Origin of the sequence: Chryseobacterium sp. AG363, from assembly GCF_003610675.1 — a bacterium.
GTDB lineage: Bacteria > Bacteroidota > Bacteroidia > Flavobacteriales > Weeksellaceae > Chryseobacterium > Chryseobacterium cucumeris.
Genome location: NZ_RAQF01000004.1, coordinates 426,489 through 448,048, shown reverse-complemented (window position 1 = coordinate 448,048; position 21,560 = coordinate 426,489). Strand labels below are relative to the sequence as shown.

General features: G+C 34.2%; 18 protein-coding genes and 1 tRNA gene. 18 read left to right on the top strand and 1 reads right to left on the bottom strand.

Translation table 11 applies throughout. The annotated features are described in order from the left end of the window. The first annotated feature begins 5 nt into the window (after positions 1–5). The 8 genes from DEU39_RS18300 to DEU39_RS18265 all read left to right on the top strand — a co-directional run bounded on the left by DEU39_RS18300 (position 6) and on the right by DEU39_RS18265 (position 7,045). On the top strand, positions 6–932 hold the full coding sequence (locus tag DEU39_RS18300; RefSeq protein WP_120232896.1) for a homoserine kinase: 927 nt from the start codon (positions 6–8) through the stop codon (positions 930–932). A 15-nt stretch (positions 933–947) separates the two neighbouring features. After that, positions 948–2,249, top strand: a complete 1,302-nt coding sequence (gene thrC, locus DEU39_RS18295; protein WP_120232895.1) for a threonine synthase — start codon at positions 948–950, stop codon at positions 2,247–2,249. 4 nt (positions 2,250–2,253) lie between these two features. Further along, positions 2,254–2,622, top strand: coding sequence for a dihydroneopterin aldolase (gene folB, locus DEU39_RS18290; protein WP_120232894.1), 369 nt, complete (start codon positions 2,254–2,256; stop codon positions 2,620–2,622). Between the two features lie 36 nt (positions 2,623–2,658). Then, the gene (locus tag DEU39_RS18285) at positions 2,659–4,023 is read left to right on the top strand and encodes a DUF4403 family protein (protein WP_120232893.1); all 1,365 of its coding nucleotides are present in this window, start codon (positions 2,659–2,661) and stop codon (positions 4,021–4,023) included. 54 nt (positions 4,024–4,077) lie between these two features. Beyond that, entirely contained in the window at positions 4,078–4,587 is a 510-nt protein-coding gene (locus tag DEU39_RS18280) for an RDD family protein (protein WP_062676240.1), read from the top strand. 58 nt (positions 4,588–4,645) lie between these two features. Further along, a tRNA-Cys gene (locus DEU39_RS18275) sits at positions 4,646–4,716 on the top strand. 90 nt (positions 4,717–4,806) lie between these two features. Further along, positions 4,807–5,250, top strand: a complete 444-nt coding sequence (locus DEU39_RS24840; RefSeq protein WP_062676241.1) for a CPBP family intramembrane glutamic endopeptidase — start codon at positions 4,807–4,809, stop codon at positions 5,248–5,250. Between the two features lie 961 nt (positions 5,251–6,211). Continuing rightward, a complete protein-coding gene (locus tag DEU39_RS18265; RefSeq protein WP_062676243.1) occupies positions 6,212–7,045 on the top strand; it encodes a glycosyltransferase family 2 protein in 834 nt (277 codons plus the stop codon). A 453-nt stretch (positions 7,046–7,498) separates the two neighbouring features. Here DEU39_RS18265 and DEU39_RS18255 read toward each other — a convergent pair whose 3' ends face one another. After that, positions 7,499–7,939, bottom strand: a complete 441-nt coding sequence (locus DEU39_RS18255; protein WP_062676245.1) for a hypothetical protein — start codon at positions 7,937–7,939, stop codon at positions 7,499–7,501. Positions 7,940–8,291: 352 nt separating this feature from the next. On the opposite strand from DEU39_RS18255, the gene DEU39_RS18250 reads away from it, so the two are divergent. The 10 genes from DEU39_RS18250 (at position 8,292) to DEU39_RS18205 (ending at position 21,557) form a co-directional block, all read left to right on the top strand. Continuing rightward, positions 8,292–8,843 carry a glycine zipper domain-containing protein gene (locus tag DEU39_RS18250; protein ID WP_062676246.1) on the top strand — a complete coding sequence of 184 codons (552 nt, stop codon included), beginning with the start codon at positions 8,292–8,294 and terminating at the stop codon, positions 8,841–8,843. A 55-nt stretch (positions 8,844–8,898) separates the two neighbouring features. Continuing rightward, a complete protein-coding gene (locus DEU39_RS18245; protein WP_120232892.1) occupies positions 8,899–10,533 on the top strand; it encodes an LIC_10190 family membrane protein in 1,635 nt (544 codons plus the stop codon). Between the two features lie 50 nt (positions 10,534–10,583). After that, positions 10,584–11,654 (top strand): chorismate synthase, encoded by a 1,071-nt coding sequence (aroC, locus tag DEU39_RS18240; RefSeq protein ID WP_062676248.1) that lies wholly within the window; start codon positions 10,584–10,586, stop codon positions 11,652–11,654. A 17-nt stretch (positions 11,655–11,671) separates the two neighbouring features. Further along, positions 11,672–12,235, top strand: a complete 564-nt coding sequence (locus tag DEU39_RS18235; protein WP_120232891.1) for a thioredoxin family protein — start codon at positions 11,672–11,674, stop codon at positions 12,233–12,235. Positions 12,236–12,244: 9 nt separating this feature from the next. Next, positions 12,245–12,784, top strand: a complete 540-nt coding sequence (locus DEU39_RS18230; RefSeq protein WP_062676250.1) for a TlpA family protein disulfide reductase — start codon at positions 12,245–12,247, stop codon at positions 12,782–12,784. An 82-nt stretch (positions 12,785–12,866) separates the two neighbouring features. Continuing rightward, on the top strand, positions 12,867–13,208 hold the full coding sequence (locus DEU39_RS18225; protein ID WP_120232890.1) for a YkvA family protein: 342 nt from the start codon (positions 12,867–12,869) through the stop codon (positions 13,206–13,208). Positions 13,209–13,434: 226 nt separating this feature from the next. Continuing rightward, positions 13,435–16,011 (top strand): peptidoglycan DD-metalloendopeptidase family protein, encoded by a 2,577-nt coding sequence (locus DEU39_RS18220; RefSeq protein ID WP_120232889.1) that lies wholly within the window; start codon positions 13,435–13,437, stop codon positions 16,009–16,011. After that, entirely contained in the window at positions 15,992–17,011 is a 1,020-nt protein-coding gene (locus tag DEU39_RS18215; RefSeq protein WP_120232888.1) for a hypothetical protein, read from the top strand. The genes DEU39_RS18220 and DEU39_RS18215 overlap by 20 nt, the downstream gene beginning before the upstream one ends. Before the next feature lie 290 nt (positions 17,012–17,301). After that, positions 17,302–18,681, top strand: coding sequence for an orotidine-5'-phosphate decarboxylase (gene pyrF / locus DEU39_RS18210; protein WP_120232887.1), 1,380 nt, complete (start codon positions 17,302–17,304; stop codon positions 18,679–18,681). Between the two features lie 53 nt (positions 18,682–18,734). Continuing rightward, the gene (locus DEU39_RS18205; protein ID WP_065119727.1) at positions 18,735–21,557 is read left to right on the top strand and encodes an aminopeptidase; all 2,823 of its coding nucleotides are present in this window, start codon (positions 18,735–18,737) and stop codon (positions 21,555–21,557) included. Positions 21,558–21,560 lie beyond the last annotated feature (3 nt).

Below are 21,560 nucleotides of genomic sequence, written 5' to 3'. Positions count from 1 at the left end.
GAGTTATGAAAAAAGTAAAATTAAAAGTCCCGGCCACCGTGGCCAATCTGGTTTGTGGATTCGATATTTTAGGAATGGCAGTCCATGATCCATATGATGAGATGGAGTTCAGATTATTGGAAACTCCTGACATTATTATAAAACATACAGACTCTTTCGGACTTCCTGAAGAGCCTTCCAGCAATGTTGCCGGGATTGTTCTCTTAAAAATTCAGGAACACCTTAATCTGAAAAACGGCTTTGAAGTTATTATTCATAAACATATAAAGCCCGGAAGCGGGCTCGGCTCCAGTGCGGCAAGTGCCGCCGGAGCCGCCTTCGGAGCCAATGTATTATTAGGAAACAAACTTTCCAAAGAGGAAATGGTTTATTTTGCCATGTTTGGGGAAGAACTTGCTTCAGGAGTGCGCCATGCAGACAATATTGCACCATGCATCTATGGCGGAATCACCTTGGTAAAATCTACCGAGCCAATTGATATCATCCCTCTGAACAGTCCTGATTTATTCGTAACCGCCGTTCATCCGCAGGTGGAAGTTAAAACCTCAGATGCCAGACAGATTTTAAAGAAAAATATCACCTTAAAAAGCGCTGTTGAACAATGGGGAAATATAGCCGGACTTGTAGCCGGGATTCAGAAAAATGATTTCCCGTTGATTGGCAGAAGCCTCAACGATGTGATTATAGAACCTATCCGTAGTATTCTGATTCCGAAGTTTGAAGAAATCAAAGAAAAAAGCTTACAGATAGGATCTTTGGGAGGAGGAATTTCCGGATCAGGACCTTCCATTTTCATGCTGTCTGAACAAAAAGAAACGGCAGAAAAAATTGCTCAGATGATGAAATCAGTCTATGATGAAATTGATATAGAAAGTTTTGTATATGTATCAAAAATAAATCCGGCAGGAATTCAGATTGTTGAAGAAAATTAACCTTAAAAAACAGAAATGAAATATTACAATTTAAAAGACCATCTGGAAAAAATTGATTTCAGAGAAGCAACAATAAAAGGCCAGGGAAAAGAAAAAGGATTGTTCTTTCCTGAAAACATTCCTCAGTTTAATGAAGAATTTATTCAAAATCTTCATCAGTATTCCAATGAAGAAATTGCATACAGATGTATGAAAGACTTTGCAGGAGATAATATTCCTTCGGAAATACTCAAAGAAATTGTAGCAGAAACCGTGAGTTTTGAGATTCCTTTAGTAAAAATTAATGAACAGATATCTATATTGGAGCTGTTTCATGGTCCTACTCTGGCTTTTAAAGATATTGGTGCGAGATTTATGAGCCGCTGCCTGTCTTATTTTCTGAAAAATCAGCAGAAAAAAGTAACTGTTCTTGTTGCCACTTCCGGCGATACCGGAGGTGCTGTTGCCCATGGATTTTATAAAATTCCGCAGATTAATGTCGTTATTTTATATCCTAAAAACAGGGTAAGTCCGGTACAGGAGAAACAGTTGACAGCATTAGGAGAAAATATTTCGGCTATAGAAGTCAATGGCAGTTTTGATGATTGTCAGAATCTTGTCAAGCAGGCTTTTTCAGATGAAGAAATCAACAGTCAGTTATTTCTGACGTCTGCCAACTCTATCAACGTTGCAAGATGGCTTCCCCAGCAGATTTATTACTTAATAGCTTTGAAACAATGGATTCAACAGCATAAGCATCCCGTAATCTGTGTACCAAGTGGTAATTTCGGAAATATCTGTGCCGGGCTTTTGGCTTATTTCAGAGGTTTACCTGTCAGCCATTTTATTGCGGCCTGTAATGCTAACCAGGTAGTTCCTGACTATTTTAAAACTCAAAACTACCAGCCCCAAAAAGCGATTGCTACTCTATCCAATGCTATGGACGTAGGAGATCCGAGTAATTTTGTACGAGTTCTGGAGCTTTTCGGGCATCAGTTTGAAACTGTAAAAAATAAAATTTCGGCTTATTCCATTGATGATGACCAAACCATGGGCACTATCACAGAAGTTTATGCCAAATACGGATATGTTCTGGAGCCTCACAGTGCCGTAGCCTTTGCGTCAATGGAAAAATATCTAAAAGAAAATCCCAATCAAAAAGGATTTATCCTGGGTACTGCTCATCCGGTAAAATTCCCTGATGCAGTGGAAAAAGCAATTCATACTCAGATTGAAATTCCTGAATCGTTGAATGAGCTCATGAAAAAGGAGAAAAAAACTGTAGAAATAAATTCAGATTTTGAAGAATTAAAACGATTTTTGCTTCATAAAATCTGAAGCAATGAGCAAAATATATCTTGAAGATGTAAGAATATACGCTTACCATGGCGTACTTCCTGAAGAAAATATCATCGGTACCTATTATATTCTGAATGCAGAACTTCATACAGATCTGTGGAAAGCAGCCACTTCCGACGATTTGCATGACACGATAAGTTATGCAGATATCAACGATATTCTTCACGGTGAAATGAAAATAAAATCCAAATTAATGGAACATGTAGCAGGAAGAATCATCACAAAAATTCATGACAGCTTTCCACAGGTCGATTATATTAAATTAAAAATCACCAAAACAGCTCCACCTATGCAGGGAGAAATGAAAGGTGCAAGTATTGAGTTGGAAAAAAGCTTTAAACCAGAAAATTAAATTGCTTATTTTCGTTTCATTAAAAAAACATATAAATTGAAATTCGTTAAAATATTATTTTTAGTAGCGGGAATCAGCGTTTTTGGTCAAGCTGGTGTTGACAATCAGTTGGCGGCTTATAACTTTCCGAAGATCAGATCCAGTATTACAATGCCTGTGACCATCCCCCTTTCGGAACTCAGCAACATGATCAATGCTTCCGTGAAAGATCTGGTGTACCAGGATGATTCTTATACAGACAATAATAATGATCAGTTTAAGGTAAAAGTTTGGAAGACCAGACCTATCCGCCTTGTAGGAGGAACCAGCCAGAATCTGCTGATTGAAGTTCCTTTAAAAATATGGGCAGAAAAAGGAATTGGTACACTAGGAGTATATACCTATCAAAATACCACTTTCGAAACGGTAATGTCTTTCAATACCACTGTTACTTTTAAAAATAACTGGACCATTACTACGAATACCAGGCCCAATGGCTTCAGATGGGTAACAAAACCTGTTCTGGACTATGGAAGAATACAGATTCCTATTACCTCCATTGTTGAAAAAAGCTTAAAAGAGCAACAGGAAAAATTCTGTAAAACTATTGATCAGCAAATGGCTACACAGCTGAATTTCCAGCAATATGCCTTGATGGCATGGAATACTTTCCTTCAGCCCTTCAATATTTCTGAGGAATATAATACATGGCTGAAAGTAAGTCCTGTAGGTGTCAATATCACTCCTTTAAAGTTTTATGGAAACCAGATCAATGCTACTCTTGGTGTGGATATCTTTTCTGAAACTTTTACAGGGAATAAACCTGCCGCCTCTTCCCCGGTAACCAGTGTTGCCAATTTTAATACAACCCCTACAGTTGCTGACAAGTTTATTCTGCAGACTACAGCCAATATTCCTTTTGCAGAAGCAAGCAATATGGCGAGAAAAACTTTCCTGAATAAGGAATTTGATATTCGCGACTCCAAAGTAAAAGTAACAGACATCAGAGTGTACGGTGTTGATAATAGAGTAGTTATTGAGGCTCAGACTGATGGCTATATAAAAGGTACTTCTATTATTTCAGGAATTCCGGTGTATGACGAAACCAAAAGAAAAATTGTATTGTCAGAAACCAAATTCAAACTGAAAACTACCAATATTCTGCAGAAAACCGCTTCCCTCCTGTTTCAGGGGAAAATCGTAAAAATGATTGAAGAAGAATATGGTATTCCAACTCAGGAACTGGAAGAAACTTCAAGAAAAAGCATTGAAGAAGCCTTCAACAAAGAGTATTATAAAGGATTAAAGATGAACGGAAAAGTTTTCAATCTTAAACCTAGTAAAATTCTGCTCAGTAATACAGGAATTACTGCAGTTATTGATACGAATGCCTCATTAAAGCTACTTGTCAATGGGTTCTAAAATTTTAAACTTAAAACTAAACTAAAAAACTAAACCAAAAACTAATAACCGACCATGAGAAAATATTTAGTAATTGTAGATCGAAACAGAGCTGAAAAGCTGACCAGATTTGCTAATTTTATTATTGACAGAGTTGTAATCTCAGTTTTTTTTCTTGCTTTAGGTTTTATTGCTTCCTTACTGTACAGCCTTGCCAATATTGACTTTCTTATCAACATTGTTTATAAAATGTCTGAAATGAATAGATTTCTTGATATACTAATAACCTCTCTTATCTACTTTATGTATACTTTTCTGATAGAATATTTTACTAAAGGACGATCCATAGGCAAATATATTACTGGAACAAAAGTTATTTGTATAGATGGGACTGAGCCTACTTTTAATGATTATCTCATCAGGAATATTTCAAGAATTGTTCCTTTTGATACGCTTTCCTTTTTCGGAGAAAATGGCTGGCATGACAAATGGAGTGAAACAAGGGTAATTAACATGAAAAATTATCAAGCTGAAATTCAAGCAAAAAGCGAAATTGAGGATCTTGGAAAGAAAGAAATTGCTTAAAAACTTTTGTTCATAAAGAAATTTTACTATATTTGCACACCTCAAAAATGGTAAAAATGGTACTTTGGCCGAGCGGCTAGGCAGTGGTCTGCAACACCATCTACAGCGGTTCGAATCCGCTAGGTACCTCAAAAAAAACCTCTAAATAATTTAGAGGTTTTTTTGTTTTTATACTTTTAGCTTTTTAGTATTCCATTCTTTTTATCATCAATAGAACCTATGAAAAAATTACTAGTCTTCTTCTTCATTTCATTTGCTCTTGCTCTGTTGAATGGATATTTTTTTAATTTCCTTAATGATACCTATTTTCATTTTGATGTCAATCAAAATAGAAACAAGAATATTTCGAAAGAAGAACTAAACTTCATTGCAATATTTATCGCCCCTTTTCTGGAAACTTTTTTATTTCAATATCTCCCCTACCTAGTTTTAAGCAAATGGATGAGAATCAGGAATAGAGTACTTTGTATTATCATCATGAGTATCATTTTTGCCTCCATGCATTATTATAACGGGCTATATATTGTTATGACATTTTTTGGAGGCATCATTTTAAACAATCTTTATATTTATTATTTCAGGCACGCCCATGCCTACAGTTTTATGCTAACAGTATTCTTTCACGGGTTATTCAATCTGTACGGCTTTTTATTTATAATGTAATATAACCTGCCTCTTTTAATGATCCAAAAAAAGCCCTTCAGATCACAGAAGAGCTTGATAAATAATGTAAAAAGTAATGATGGATAGAAAATTATCTCTTCAAAAATAGAGGATTAATCCAACATACTTTTATGAGTAGCGTCATATTAGGGCAAAAAAAATCCTCGGAAATTCCGAGGATAAAAACTAATAACCATGAAAACTCAAATTAAACATGAGTTACATTTCTATATTGAAAAATCGTGCCAAGAATAATGATTTTGAGAAAAAAAATTATTTTCTTGTTGTGACACAATTTTCACCAATTCAACATTTAAAACAGATTTTACTGATCACTTAAAAACCTCTTCATAATTACCTTTAATAATTTCAGATAAATCTAATGCTCCGGCAAAAGTATTAAAAAAAAAATAATTTACATTTTAATAAAAAAAAATTTACATTCAAGACATAAAAAAAATTTAAAAAGAGCTGATCTGCCATAAAAAGTATTTCTAATAACAAATTGGCACACTCGCCACATCCATCAAAAAAAATATTAATCATCATGATATAAAAGATCATATCAATCCTTCATATAAAAAGCCCCCAAAAATGGAGGCCTCAAAAAACACAAATGATGAAAAAAAATTTTATATCAGAGATAAAAATTATTTTATCTATTAATTCTTAGCCAAAGATATACCAGTCTTTTTTTTTATTTTATGAGTATAATCATAAAATTATTATTTCTTTTAAATACGGAATTTTCAGGCCACACACTTTATTTCTCAAAAAAAAAGACAATAATCAAAATCTACATGATAATGGTTATCGGGGTGAAATATCTTATTCTTTAAAAAAACATAACACACTCCCTGGTGTGCAAAATATAAGAAAAAAAAAACAAATATATAATGACTGAAGTTATGTTTTCCCTATATATTATTTTATAATTTTATACTATTAATTCAAAAAGACCGTGGCAAATTTTTCTATACTTATAGCAAACTATAATAATGGAAAGTATTTCAAGGAGTGCTATCATTCATTAATCAATCAAACCTATGAAAACTGGGAGGTAATAATTATTGACGATGCTTCTACAGACAATTCGGTTGAAATTATAGAGTCTCTGATCAAAGATGACTCCCGCTTTAAGCTTTATCATAATGTTCTTAATGAAGGCTGTGGATCTACGAAAGCCCAATGCATGAAATATGCTCAGGGAGATCTATGTGCGTATCTTGACCCTGATGATGCTCTTCATCCTGAGGCACTGGAAAAAGTAACACTGGAATTTACAGACAGAGATGATCTTGCTGCCGTATATTCTCAAATGATACTTTGCAACGAGGACCTTGTTCCGGAAAAAATCTATACAGGTACTAAACAAATTTATAACAATCGCTATTTCTTCAACTATCCTATTCAGTTTGCCCACTTTTTCACGTTTAAAAGAGAGATTTATTTAAGAACTAAAGGAATTAATCCGAATCTGAAAAATGCGGTAGATCAGGATCTTTATCTGAAAATACTGGAGCAAGGGGAAGTAAAATACCTCAAAGAACCTTTGTATCTCTACCGACTCCATTCCAATGGAATTTCTCAGGATAAAGCAAAACAAAGTGCAAAAGATTCTTTTGCAAGAGTAATCCATGAAACGATGAAAAGACGGGGAATAAAAACCATTAACAACAAAATAGTTCCTGAGTTTTTTACCAGTTCAAATGAAATTTTTAATCTTCTGAATTACCAAACCAACAGAATGCACCGCATCATGAGTAAAATAAAAGTTACTTTAGATAATATATAAATCAAAGGCTGCTCTATTTGAGCAGCCTTTGATTATAAAATATGGAATGAAATTGTTTGTAATAAAAGTATCCGTTTTTGAACAATTATTATATGCGTAAAATCATAAAAAGCAATAAAATGAAAAGGCCTCCGTCAGGAGGCCTAAAAAACACAAATGATGAAAAAAATCTATTTAGAAAAATCCAAACAGAATATTGTAGAATCATTCAGCATCACCAATATATTTTACATTTTCTAAGCAGAAAATATAATACAATATCACAACAGAAGAATGAATACTTTATATTAGAATCAAGCAGCCCTCCGAAGAATAATCAAAAATAATCCGCATTACGAAAATGCTTTATAGGTTATACTCAATCTAAAAACCATATAAAATTATTGAATGATTGAAAATATCTCCATCTCTGGGATGGGTAAATTTAGCTAAATATTTGTTTGCTCACAAGGCTTATTCTTCCCAAATGATCGGAATATATATGGTAATATATCCATCAGAATCTACCTGTGCATCAGAAACTGTTGCAACTACTGTTCCATAGCCAACCCATCCTCCTTGTCCCTGCATTGCCGAAAAGGTATAAGTTCCCGCAGGAAGACCATTATAATATTGTGGAACAGATTGAAATCCACCACTATAATATGTATCATACACTTCTCCGGTCGTCATATTTTCTGCAAGGAAACTTCCTACATCATAATTTCCTGACAGAATTTTTGTTCCGTTTTTAGAAAGAAGGCCATACCGGATCTTATAAGTCTGAGTTATTGGTGATTTATCAGCTATTTCTGAACTGCCTTTATGGGGTTCTGTTATTTCCTTGAAGGAAAACGATGTTGTAACAGCCAGCAATCCAATAAATGCTGATACTGTAAAAATTGATTTTTTCATATTAAAAAGTAATTTGGTATTCAAAAATACTCAACTTATATGAATTTAATAAAAACTATCAATGAAATAAAATTTACAAATACTTTTAAAAACAAAAAAAGAAAATTGAAAGCATATGTATAATGTTTACTTTATTTTTTTTTATCCTAAAAAATCATACAACCTAAAATAACCAACCTTTATTTTTCAACCTTTGAAATCTACCATCAATAGTACAAAACTGATCATTATATAAAATTAACTCTCTTTTCAATTATCACTTTTAACACTTATTAACTAAAATTTGGCTTCATAATTGAAAATAGAATTAAAATCAAAGTCATTTTGGCTTTATCGTATTAAAATTTGAATTATGAGAAAGATAGTATTAGCAGGTTTTTTATCCGTCTTTTTAATGACGGCCTGCAAGAAAGATGACAGTGTTGCAGAAAAGTCACTGGAAGCACAGAAACTTGAATTTCAGGCCAGACAACTTGAAATAGAAAAACAAAAACTGGCTATTGAAAAGGAAAAAATGGTATATGAAGCGCAGAAAAAAGCAGATAGTGTATCAGAAAGCAAAAAAGCGAGAGCTGCTGCTGAAAATAATTCAAAACCACAGGTGATCAGAGAAACACGAACAATATATAGAGACAGAAACTCTAATTCTGGCTCAGGAAGCAGCAACGGAAGTTATGCCAATAACGGAAGTGGTACATCACAGGGAACTACTCAGAAAAAAGGATGGAGTAAAGCTGCCAAAGGGACCGTCATTGGTACTGTAGGTGGAGCTGCTGTCGGAGCCATAGTTGCTAAGAAAAACAGAGGATTAGGAGCTGTAATCGGAGGTGTTGTAGGTGGTGCAACCGGATATACCATTGGTAGATCACAAGATAGAAAAGACGGAAGGGTACAACCCCGCTAATAAATATTTTAATGATAAAATATAAAGATTGCTTACTTTTAAGCAATCTTTTTTTATGATAATGATTCTGTTTTCTTCCATTTTCATCATTCCTGCCCTGATGGGCTGGGGAAAGATCATGGAAAATATATGGGGAATTTTATTTCAGGGGATCTCTGGAAAAATTTTAGCCGGAATTATGGGAATCAGTATTATATGGACAGTGATTTCTTTTTTTATTCCCTTAAATATCGAGGTGGAAGTACCTTCAATACTATTGGGACTATTTTCTTTCTTTATAAATAAACTTTATCAGGACTTTCGTCAATTTTCAAAAAAGGATTTTATAATATTAAGTGTAAGTTCTCTGACTGTTATATTCGCAGGGTCTTTCTATCCTTATATATTGGATCATTTTGGGTATTATATTCCTACATTGAAATGGCTTACAGAATATGGACTTATAAAAGGCATCTCGAATATAGACCTCACCTTAGGACAAATGTCTGTCTGGCATATTTTTCAGGCAGGGTTTTCGAATTTTTCTGATCCATTTTTAAGAATCAATTCTATACTGCTTATCATCTACAGTATGTATAGTATTGAAAAGAAAAACTGGATACATCTTTGTTTTCTGCCCATCTTATTACTGTTTTCACAGTCTCCTAGCCCGGACCTTCCTGTGATTATCTTTTCTTTGATTATTTTAAATGAAATTATAGCTGGAAACAGAAATATCACGCTCCTCTTTGCATTTTCAGTTTTTGTCTTTACAATAAAACCTACGATGATATGGCTTCCTATTTTGGTTTTCTTAAACTTTGTTTTTATTTTTAAAAGCAACTTTAAACAATTTCTTTTAGGGAGTTCAATTCTGTTTTTATTCTTCGTTAAAAACATCTGGACATTCGGATATCCTGTCTTTCCTATAGCAATAGGAGATCTGGGGCTATCCTGGAAGCCCAATTCCGAAGTTTTAAAAATTTCTTCTCAGTTCGCGATCATGAAAACCTATGATATGCAGTATACCTATGAGGAAATCCAAAATTTTTCAACATGGGATTATATCAAAAACTGGTTTTCTCTGGAAGGAATAAAATCCAAAATCAATATTATCTTTATTCTGAGCTTAATTATTTTCATAGTATTCGCCTGGATAAAAAAGAAAAAACTTATCACCCTGATCTGCATTTCATTGTTGATAAAAAGTATAATAGTTCTTGCATTTTCAGCCCAGTACAGATTTTTTACAGATGTCTTTTTTGCAATATCCTTTATTTTATTTTACGACTATTTTGATCAGAAAAAATCCATTATTGTCTTTTCAACACTTAGCTTATTCTTTATTTCAATATTATCTTTTCCGGGAATTATTCAAAAATATATTCCAAGTTTCCGGGTGGGAAGTTTTATGGCCGGATTTGAAAAAGAGCAGATATACAAACCTTCAACCTATGAATATCAGCGGTTTGACAGATTTAAAGTAGGGAATTTAAAGTTTAATGTTTCTCAACATTACCCCTATAGTTTTGATACTCCACTTCCTGCAATTACTCCGGCTTATCTTTTTGATGATGTAAATGCAGGTATTTTTCCACAGCTTTCAGATAAAAATGATATTAAAAAAGGGTTTATCCCGAAAAAAATGACTTCTGAAGAAAAAGAGGAAGCCCAAAAGGTTATCAATACTATCAAAAACAATGATAAATAGAACAAATCCAGAAACTTTATTATCTGAAGAAAAAAAGGTAATTTTGTATCATGTTCAACACATTAGGTAATCTTCTTAGTCTTACAACATTTGGAGAAAGTCACGGAGTGGCTTATGGCGGTATCATTAATAATTTTCCGGCAGGTTTAACGGTAGATCTCGATAAAGTTCAGTATGAACTGAACCGAAGAAAACCTGGCCAGTCGGCAATCGTTACACAAAGAAAGGAAAGCGACACGGTAAAGTTTCTTTCAGGAATCTTTGATGGCAAAACAACAGGTACGCCCATCGGTTTTATCATTGAAAACGAAAATCAGAAATCGAAAGATTATGATCACATTGCTGGCGCATATCGTCCAAGCCATGCTGATTTTACTTATGACCAGAAATTTGGTTTCAGGGATCATCGTGGTGGCGGAAAATCTTCTGCAAGAGAAACAATGAATTGGGTAGTGGCAGGAGCCCTTGCCAAACAACTTTTACCCAACATTGAGATCAATGCTTACGTTTCTTCCGTAGGTGATATTTTCTGTGAAAAGCCTTATCAGGCTTTAGACTTCTCCCAAACAGAGAGCAATGATGTTCGTTGTCCGGATACTGAGACGGCAGAAAAGATGATTGCAAGAATCAAGGAGATCAAAAAAGAAGGAAACACAATCGGAGGAACCATCACTTGTGTGATTAAAAATGTTCCTGTGGGAATTGGTGAACCTATCTTTTCAAAACTTCAGGCTGAGCTGGCAAAAGCTATGCTGAATATCAATGCCTGCAAAGGGTTTGAATATGGAAGCGGTTTCTGCGGAGCTAAAATGACAGGAAAAGAACATAATGATGCCTTCAATACGGATTTCACTACAAAGTCTAACCTTTCCGGAGGTATTCAGGGTGGAATTTCCAACGGAATGGATATCTATTTCCGTGTGGCTTTCAAACCTGTAGCTACTATTCTGAGACCTCAGGACAGTATTGATAAAGACGGAAATCCAGTCATTGTAGAAGGAAAAGGACGTCACGATCCTTGTGTAGTTCCAAGAGCAGTTCCTGTAGTGGAAAGTCTTGCGGCATTTGTACTGGCAGACCTGTTTTTGATTAACAAAACAAGAAATATCAATAATTTTTAACATAAATATTTTTGGTAATGAAAAATTACTGGGATAAAGGAATTTCGTTTGAAGAATATCTTCAGATTGCAAAAGAAAGATTAGAAAATCCTGCCAACCAACAGGAGGCTGACTATAAACAATATTACGAGCTGGGTCTTCAGAGAATGGACAGAACGGTAAAAAAATACGTTCCGGATGAAGATCAGCTGAAAGAACTGGCTGCCAAAAACTTTGACGGAAAGATTTTAATCATTTCTGAAGCATGGTGCGGAGATGCTAGTGCAACAGTACCTGCTCTTTTCAGATTTTTTGAAGGACACAATGAAGTAAGAGTCTTCCTGAGAGACAGTGATAAAAGTTTAATCAACCAATTTTTAACGAACGGTACAGAATCCATTCCGAAAGTACTTATCCTTGACAAAGACCTGAATGTAAAAAATTCATGGGGTCCACGTCCCAAATATGGATATGAACTTCTGATGAAATATAAAGCCGATCCTGAAGCCTATCCAAAAGATACTTTCTATAATGATCTGCAGATTTATTATGCCAAAAATAGAGGAAAAGATGTTGTTCAGGAAATTTTGGACCTTCTATAAACAATAGATATGAAAAAAAGTATCATTTATATTGTAATCATAGCAATCATTGGCGTTGTTGCATTTGTACCGGGAATAAGAAATTTCCTTAAGGATACTTTTTTTCCGGTAGCCACTATTGAAAATGCTGTTCACATCAGTGAAGAGGATTATGATATAGAACTTAAAGGCATTAATGCACCAAGCACCAATCTTAAGAATTTTAAAGATAAAGGGGTTTTTCTGAACTTCTGGGGAACATGGTGCCCGCCTTGCAGAAAAGAATGGCCTTCTATTCAGAAACTGTATGATACAAGAAAAGATCATGTTGATTTTGTTTTAATTGCCATGAATGATAAGGAAGAGGATGTAAGAAAGTTTTTAAAAGAAAATAACTATACCGTTCCTGTATATATTGCTCAAAGTCCTATTTCCGAAAAAATTCTTCCAAAGGTATTTCCTACCACTTTCCTGCTGGATAAACATGGAAGAATTCTTATTAAAGAGGATGCTACAAAAGACTGGAACACAGAGACTGTGCATCAGTTTATTGACAATATTATCAAATAATATTTTAACTAAATTTTATAATTTGTTGGTACAGGATTTGCGAATTTTATAGCGTTGAAAAATTTATTAATCCAAACACAAAATGAAATATTCAAAATTAAATCTTGCAAAAGAAGCCATCAATCACAAGGGCTTTATCAAAAAGATCCCTGATATTTTCAGAATGGTTAAAATGTGGAGAAAAGGAATTTATCCAATGAAATCCATAGACATTATTCTTCCTTTACTGGGAATTTTATATGTGCTCTCTCCTATTGATCTCCTTCCTGAATTTGCCATACCGATTCTGGGAGTTATGGATGACCTGGCAGTATTGTCGCTTACCATCCCTAAGCTCATTAAAGAGGTTGACAAATTTTTATTGTGGGAGGCCCAGCAAAAATATAGCAGTGCCCAAGTCATTGATGCTGAAATCGTAAAATAATAGTTTATTATATTTTTCACACCATCCCGGTCAATCCGGGATGGTTTTTTATATCACTATATGAAGATTTTTTTTACTTTTGTTTTTGAACAAACACAAAAACAAAATGAAAAATAATGTAACCCTGTATGAGGATATGATCCTTCATCCTCTCCATCCATTTAATCTGAAAAGTAATACCTGTCTCAATAGCTTTCAGCTGGAAGCTATTTAAATTCTATCAGCCATGACAGGGAATATTGCCGGGGATCAGAATCCTCGGGTTGGAACAACATGTTCCTACGAAATAAAACCTTCAGGACTTTCATTAGTATTGAATGGGGACTATGAATGGTATCTTTATAAGAAACAAAAGAACGGAAGCTGGAAAGACATCACCGGAAAACCAAAAATCGGTGAAAAAGTGACATACAACTTTGGAGAAATAGCGCTTGGAGTAGAATTTCAAATGAAGGTGTATGAAATTAAAAAAGGGATTTTACCCGGCCTTCCCGTTACCAAGGAACTGGCTGGCAGCCTTATAATTGTTCCTATCAGCAACAAGGTTCCAAAGATTGATAAAGTAGTCCTCTTCAACAGAGGAGTAAAAGATTTCAATAAAGCAAGTTATCATGATACTCTTATCGCACAAGCTCATTGTATTGCGATGTTTAATAAAGAGATTGAATTTCACCTTTGGGAAGATGACGCTCCTGGAAAAGGGCACGATGCCAGTATTAACAAAAACAACCGTCACACCCACAGCTACAAGGCTCGCGTCAATGAAAAAGGAATTGCGGAAGTATCGATTCATTTAATGTCTGATGAAAAAATCCTTCGTCAGATGGCCGATCAGTTTCTGATGAAAGGTGACAGAAATGAAGGCGCCAGTCATGAATATTATATTACGGCTACCTACTCCGGGAAAATTCAGGTAGCCAGTCAGGTGAATGTAAATGTAGCCAATCCGGATTATAAAGGTCAGCCTAAAAATCACCCCAAACCTAAGCCGCAGCCTGAGAAACACACACCAAAATTCCCGGCCGAACAAGGAGGTGGTCCCAAACAGCCGGATCCTAAAGGCAATATTATAGAAGCTGTTTTCATAGATGATACAGGAAAAGAGCTTTCCAAAGTAGCTGTAGAAGATAAAGTTAGGGTCAGAATTCACTCCAAGAATATGGTAGGGAAGCACATCCAATATGTCATCTGGGAATATGATTCCACATCCAATGATGAAGTTTATAGAAGTGCAATGATTAAAATACCTGCCGATGTATATGATACCTCAGGATTTATCATTACAAAAGTTAGTTCTGAAAAAGGAATAGGCATTCCTATCGGCAATTCTGACTCCGGTACACAAAACTATTTTATAGAAATTATCTCCAAGGATCTTTCTGCAGAATCTCAGAAATTTGGGGTAAATTCGGAAGGACTGATGGAAATGGAGAAGGTGAAGAGTCCGGTGGGGGTGGATAAGACACAGCCTTCTAATAAATCAAAAGATGAAAAAGTATGTGAATGCGAAGCAAGAGTAAGAGCATTTATCAGAATGTTAAGAGTAAAAGAAGGTACAGATACAGAAAATGGCTACACTACTCAATATAGCGGAAAACAGTTCTCAGATTTAAGCAAGCATCCTGAAGAAGTAATTACATCTGGTAAATATTCATCTTCAGCTGCAGGTGCATATCAAATAATGACGGATACATGGAAAAATTTGACAGGATATTATCAGGACAAAAATAAAAATTGGCATTATTCTGAAAAGTTGGACTACTCAAAAAAATATAATATCACTAGCTTTGATCAAGAATCTCAAGATAAATTCTGCTTAGTAATTATGAAGCACAATTATATCCAAGACCGTTCGGATAGCTTCTATAATCCTGTTGTGTGGAAAGATAAGAAAAAGAAGATTCGTGATACAGTAAAAGAAGAAAAATTAAAAGAATGGAGAAAAAGATTTAAAGGGAAACAAGGAGATATCATCCAAATGATTGTTGATAATGATATTAAAAAAGCTGCTCTTATTTCTAGTTTATGTTGGGCAAGTTTACCAGACTCTCCATATGGGCAACAAAGTTCATCATATACTTTTGATATGGTAAAGGCCATTTACGAGAAAAACCTTAAAGAAGAATTAATTGAACCAAGTAAAGAATTACATTTAAAAAAAGGTTTTTTAAAAGAATTTGGATATGGATGTTGTGAATCAAATGATAATAGAGAACCTCAATCCAAAAATGAATGTCCAGAAGATTGTTCACAATGTTTTCATTATGCTGATGTATGGGAAAATCCCGAGATAAGTTCAGATAATGGAGGAAAAAATAATAATAGATTTGGATATAATTCTGCAAGAGGACATAAAGGAATAGATATTCTTTCAGGTCCAACATATAAAGATGTACATTCTCTAATGTGTGGCAAAGTTACAGCTATAGTAAATACTTTTAAGACGAACGAATATAGATATAAAAGTTTAGGTAATACTTTAATGATAAAATCTAAAGATAAAGATGGGAAAACTGTATTTATCTTATATTGTCATCTTAATAAAATATATGTTAAAAAAGGGGAAAAAGTAAAACATGGCCAAAAAATAGCCCAATCAGGATCAACAGGAAATGCTTCAAGCAGTGAATTTCTAAATGGAGTAAAAGGCTTTGGAATTAACAAGAAATACTGGCATTGTCACATTGAAGCAGCAACAAAAGGTGATGGATACCATAATTTCCGTGACCTAGGATCATACAGAGTAAAAGCAGAAGATTATATGAAAACAAAATTTGATAAAAATGGTAATCCGATTAAATAATATAGTAACAATAATAAGTTTTTTATGTTTATTAGTATCATGTAGAAATGATGCAAAAGAAAAAAATATAACGACTAAAGTCATTAATAAAGAAATCACTCAGGTTGACTTTCTTAATAAGAAATATTTCAAAAGATATTCAATGTCTGTTGATGAATCAACACCAGCTGACCATCCTCATTACAATTATTTAGATTGTGAAAAAGAAGGCTATTTCTCTGTTCATTTCATTCCCAAGGATAAAACACTCATTTCTTTTTGGAAAGATCAATATTTTAAGGAAAATAAATATGAATATGATGATTGGGAAACTGAAAATAAAATTGTTTCTAAGCTTTTAAATGGTAAGTATGAATTATATAATATTTTTTGTTTTCAAATAACAAAAAAATACTTAGATACATCTTCGGGCTGCACAGAAGAAAGTATTAATATAAAAGAAGAAAGTATTGCTGACTTATACCTTTATAATTTAAGAACAAAGAAATGGGATCTTTTAAAAAGCCTAAAAATATCAATTTTACCCCCTTTTGCAGATAATAATTTTTTCATAAAAAACTTTCCAGATCTTATTCATCAAATTGAAAATCAACCATCAACAGTAGTAAAAGATTCTATAATAATTCCTAAATCTTCCATTTGGTCAGCTGACTGCAAAGCTGATAAATTCATGAGTATTAAAATAAACATTAACAATATACAGTTTACAATACCTGGTAGATTTTCTATGAATGCTCAATTAAAAAAAGTGAGTAATAATAAATATGAATTTTACTTTACCGATTTCCCTCCGATTATTTCTCTTCCTGAAGAAATGGAGAATTGGGATAATTTAGATAATAAAAAAGCAGTTGGCTATTTTGAAATAATTGATGATTCTAAGATAATTTTAACATGGTTTGGTTTTTATGATAAGACTGCAAAGAAAAACATACAAACTAAAAACCCTTTTAATAACTCAAATAATAATACTGCAAGTCTTATTAGATGTTCTGAGTAATTACAACACAAAGTATTATAGGATGTTGCAACATTAATATTAATATAAACTTAATTTCTAGTGGAAATTGAGATATTTCTTCAGAACAGATAGAATCAAAAATGAATAAAAGCACAAAAGAAAAAGTAAATTAAATAATAGAGATTAGAAAGAAAAAACATTCCCTCCAATAAAAATGTACAATTTCACGCCATCCCGGCCAATCCGGGATGGTTTTTTGTTGACAAATGAGCGATAAATTTTTAAGCCTTATTTCAATTCCTTAAATTTGCAGTATCTAATAAAAAATAATGGAAAGTAAAAAAGAATTCTTCTTAGAGTGCTACAAACTAGGAATCATCAAATTCGGAAGGTTTACCCTGAAAAGCGGCATTGAAAGTCCTTTTTATGTAGACCTGAGACCTTTGGCTTCAGATCCTAAAATTTTAAAAAATCTTGCTAATTATTTACTGGAAATGCTTCCGTTAGATAATTTCGATTTAATTTGTGGAGTTCCTTATGCTGCTCTTCCTATGGCTACTGCAATGTCTCTGGAAAGTTATATTCCATTAATTATTAAAAGAAAAGAAGCGAAAAGCTATGGTACCAAGAAGCTGATTGAAGGAATTTACCAGAAAGGGCAAAACTGTCTTTTGGTAGAGGATGTAATCACTTCAGGAAAATCTTTGCTGGAAACCATTCCTGAAATAGAACAGGAAGATCTTAAAGTTTCTGATATTGTGGTGGTACTTGACAGAGAACAGGGAGGGAAACAATTATTGGAAGGTAAAGGATATCGAGTACATACTCTTTTCAATATTTCGGAAGTATGCAATATTCTTCAGGAAACAGGTGAATTGTCAGATGAAGAAGTAAAAAGAATTCAGGACTTCCTTCAAGGGAACCACATTCAGTTTGAAGAAGAAACCAGATCATCTTATGAACAGAAACTTCAGGTAACACAGCATTCCGTTTCCAAAAAATTACTGGAAACAGCTTTGGCAAAAAAATCAAACCTTATTGCTTCTGCTGATGTTACAACCACTCAGGAGCTATTGGAACTTGCTGAAAAAGTAGGGCCACACGTTATTGCTTTAAAAACACATATCGATATCATTTCTGATTTTGATTATGAAAAAACCATCACTCCTTTAAAAGCTATTGCAGCAAAACACCAGTTCTTACTCATGGAAGACAGAAAATTTGCTGATATCGGAAATACACAGGAGCTTCAGTTCACTAGCGGGGTTTTCAAAATTACGGATTGGGCAGATTTTGTGACTTCTCAGGTGATCGGAGGTTTTGAATCATTAGACTGTTTCAAAAATGTAGGAGTGGTAGCCATCGTTGGAATGTCTTCAAAAGGTGCTTTAACAACAGCCAGCTATCGTGAAGAAGCTTTAAAAGTAGCTTTATCTCATCCTAATGTAATTGGTGGTGTATCTCAGAATAAAATTCCCGAGGATCTGCTATTGTTCACTCCTGGGGTAAACCTTGCAGATTCAGGAGATGGCAAAGGACAGCAGTACAACACACCGGAACATGTTTTCAAAACACTGCACACAGATTTTATCATCGTAGGAAGAGGAATCTACAAATCCAATGATCCTGAAGCATCTGCCATCACTTATAAAACAGAGGGATGGAATGCTTATATTAATTCTTTGGAAAAAAAAGCAATTCAAGGTTAAAATACTATAAAGTATATACAAAATAAGTTATATTTGAGCTTTATCACGAATATTTGAAAAAGATCAGCCTTTGCCTTATTTTGTTATGTGGAGTTGTACAGGTTTCTGCACAGACAGACAGTATATACATTGAAACAAAACTGTCTCCTGACAAAAAGAACCTTGATGTCCGCCAGGAAATTGTTTATTACAATCACTCCGGAAAAGACCTTCAAACCGTAAAACTCCTGAATTGGGTAGCCGCGTACAATAAACGGGGAACTTCTTTAGTCTACAGAAAACTGGAAGACCGGAATAATGATTTGCATTTTGCAAAAAATGACCAATTGGGAAAACTTCTGGAACTGAATATTAAAAATTCTGACAATGAAGCCCTTCCTGTCAATACACTCTCAGATGAAAATCTTTTTATTCCTCTGAAAAATGTATTAAAACCTGGCGAAAGCGTTACTTTACAGTTGCAATACAGGATGCAGCTTCCCGATAAAAACTTTACGGGATACGGAACATCTGCACAGAATACTCTATTAAAATATTTCTTTATTGTTCCGGATCATTTTGATCCGGACAATATTTCCAAAAGAAACTATCACGATATTGAGGAACAGGTAAGTTTTAATACTTTCTGGACCGTCAATTTTGATCTTCCTGTTAATAATTTTGTTGAAGGAAATCTTCCACAGGTTCAAATGAATTCATTTAAGGGATACCTTGACTCAGATCCTGAATTTTTGATTTCTCCGACAGCATTTCAATCCATCAAAACCAATGTTGATGGAGATGAAATCCAAATCAAGTTTGGTTATAATCTTAAACCGGAAGAAAAACAAAACCTGGAGTTTTATCTTCCTTTACAATTAAAATTTATCAAGGAACGCATCGGGTATCTTCCGAAAAGTATTTTTATCTCAGATAAATTCCGAGCTAAAGAAGACTTTTTCGGGAATAATGATATTACTTTCTGGAAATTCAGATTCCGCCTGTTTACCGAGACCGAAAAAACCGATATGGATTATTTCGGGATCATTGCTAAGAAAATTCTTGACGAAGGCGTTATTGCAGATAAAGAAAAAGACCATTGGTTTAAAAATGGTTTAAAATCATATCTTGAAATTCAGTACCTCAAAAAATTCTACGCTGATACGAAACTTTTAGGGACACTTCCCGAGACAAGAATCTTTGGGCTTAAACCTTTAAAGCTATTCCATGCCTCCAAAGTAAAACTTCTGGATCGCTATGGACTTTCCTATCAGTACATCATGCTGCAAAACCTTGATCAGAAGATCGATGAACATTTCCCTGTTTTGAGTAACTTTAATGACATGGCTATCAGCAGCTTTGAAACAGGAAGTCTTTTCAATTATTCGGCCGACAAAATGGGATATGAACCATTCAATGGGATTCTAAAAAACTATATTTCTCAGAATTCCGGAAAAAAAATTAATCCTGATGAATTCCTTTCTTCTCTTGCTGAAAACAATACATCAACAGCCTATCTCTCCAACTTTTTTAAACAGAAAAACAGGGTTGATTTTAAATTGAAAAATATTAGAAAAGACAATGACTCTCTGCAGATAAAAATTGTAAGAAATACAGACATTTCTATTCCCGTAAAACTGGAAACGGAAACCAGAGAAGGAGAAAAGAAAACGTACTGGATAGATACGGAGGAAAATGAACGTACCACCAGCCTGTCACTTCCTGCATCAGAGAATATTTACAAAACCACCTTAAATAGTGGCTATATCTTTCCTGAATCCAATTATAGGGACAACTTCCTGTATGCGAAAGGATTATTTTCCAATGCAAAAAAAATTAAACTTAAATTAATAAAAGATATTCCCAACCCGGAATACAATGAAATTTACATCAGCCCAAGGGTACGTTTCAACAATACGTATGATAAATTTCTTTTGGGAGCCAATTTTAAAAATCAGTCTTTCTTTGATCAGAAGTTTTTGTATTCGGTGACTCCAACTTATAGCACAGGAACAGGTAAACTAACCGGTTCAGGAGCTGTCTCCTACTCTATTCTGCCTGCAGAAAGCATTATCCGAAGTCTGACATTTGGACTCTCAGGATCTTATTTCCATTATGATTATGATCTGGCCTACAGAAAAACCTCAATATCATCTTCTATCAACTTCAGAAAGAACCCAAGAAGTACAGTAAGCAGAAGTCTGGGAGTTTCCTATAATTATTTTGAAAGGGATCTGAGCCCTACAATGATTGCCAATAACGATTACAGCAAATATAACCTCTGGAGTATCGGATATGGTTATAGCGACAGCCAGATGATTCATGAAAAAAGCTTCAGTCTAAGTACCCAGGGAATGGAAGATTTCAATAAAATAACAGCTGAAGGCTTCTACAGATGGGAATTTGCTCCTAAACAAAAGCTGAGCTTACGTTTATTTGCCGGTTACTTCTTAAGAAACAACACCCGAAATAACCTTTTCGATTATGGAATTTCGAGGGTTTCCAACTATTCATTCTCTTATACGCTTTTAGGAGAAAGTGCCAGCAGCGGCCTTCTTTCCCAGCAGTTTATATTAGCTGATGGTGGTTTTAAATCTTTTCTTCCGGGAACAGTGAATCAATGGATTACGTCTGCCAATGTAGATTCAAGCGTATGGAAAATATTCCACGTATATGCAGATGCCGGAGTTTATAAAAACAAAGATCTTCCTGCCAAATTCATTTGGGACACCGGAGTTAAGGTAAGAATCATCCCGGATTTTCTGGAAGTATATTTCCCGATACAGTCTTCTTTAGGTTTTGAACCTTCATTCAAAGATTATGGAAAGCGTATCAGATACACTTTAATTCTTAATCTCGGATCCATTATTAATGCAGCGAGAAGAGGCTGGTATTAAGTA

Bases quoted from the DNA above. Each gene is read 5' to 3' on its own strand.
- DEU39_RS18300 (WP_120232896.1), top strand. From the start codon at position 6: ATGAAAAAAGTAAAATTAAAAGTCCCGGCCACCGTGGCCAATCTGGTT.
- thrC (WP_120232895.1), top strand. From the start codon at position 948: ATGAAATATTACAATTTAAAAGACCATCTGGAAAAAATTGATTTCAGA.
- folB (WP_120232894.1), top strand. From the start codon at position 2,254: ATGAGCAAAATATATCTTGAAGATGTAAGAATATACGCTTACCATGGC.
- DEU39_RS18280 (WP_062676240.1), top strand. From the start codon at position 4,078: ATGAGAAAATATTTAGTAATTGTAGATCGAAACAGAGCTGAAAAGCTG.
- DEU39_RS24840 (WP_062676241.1), top strand. From the start codon at position 4,807: ATGAAAAAATTACTAGTCTTCTTCTTCATTTCATTTGCTCTTGCTCTG.
- DEU39_RS18255 (WP_062676245.1), bottom strand. From the start codon at position 7,939: ATGAAAAAATCAATTTTTACAGTATCAGCATTTATTGGATTGCTGGCT.
- DEU39_RS18250 (WP_062676246.1), top strand. From the start codon at position 8,292: ATGAGAAAGATAGTATTAGCAGGTTTTTTATCCGTCTTTTTAATGACG.
- DEU39_RS18245 (WP_120232892.1), top strand. From the start codon at position 8,899: ATGATAATGATTCTGTTTTCTTCCATTTTCATCATTCCTGCCCTGATG.
- aroC (WP_062676248.1), top strand. From the start codon at position 10,584: ATGTTCAACACATTAGGTAATCTTCTTAGTCTTACAACATTTGGAGAA.
- DEU39_RS18235 (WP_120232891.1), top strand. From the start codon at position 11,672: ATGAAAAATTACTGGGATAAAGGAATTTCGTTTGAAGAATATCTTCAG.
- DEU39_RS18230 (WP_062676250.1), top strand. From the start codon at position 12,245: ATGAAAAAAAGTATCATTTATATTGTAATCATAGCAATCATTGGCGTT.
- DEU39_RS18225 (WP_120232890.1), top strand. From the start codon at position 12,867: ATGAAATATTCAAAATTAAATCTTGCAAAAGAAGCCATCAATCACAAG.
- DEU39_RS18220 (WP_120232889.1), top strand. From the start codon at position 13,435: ATGACAGGGAATATTGCCGGGGATCAGAATCCTCGGGTTGGAACAACA.
- DEU39_RS18215 (WP_120232888.1), top strand. From the start codon at position 15,992: ATGGTAATCCGATTAAATAATATAGTAACAATAATAAGTTTTTTATGT.
- pyrF (WP_120232887.1), top strand. From the start codon at position 17,302: ATGGAAAGTAAAAAAGAATTCTTCTTAGAGTGCTACAAACTAGGAATC.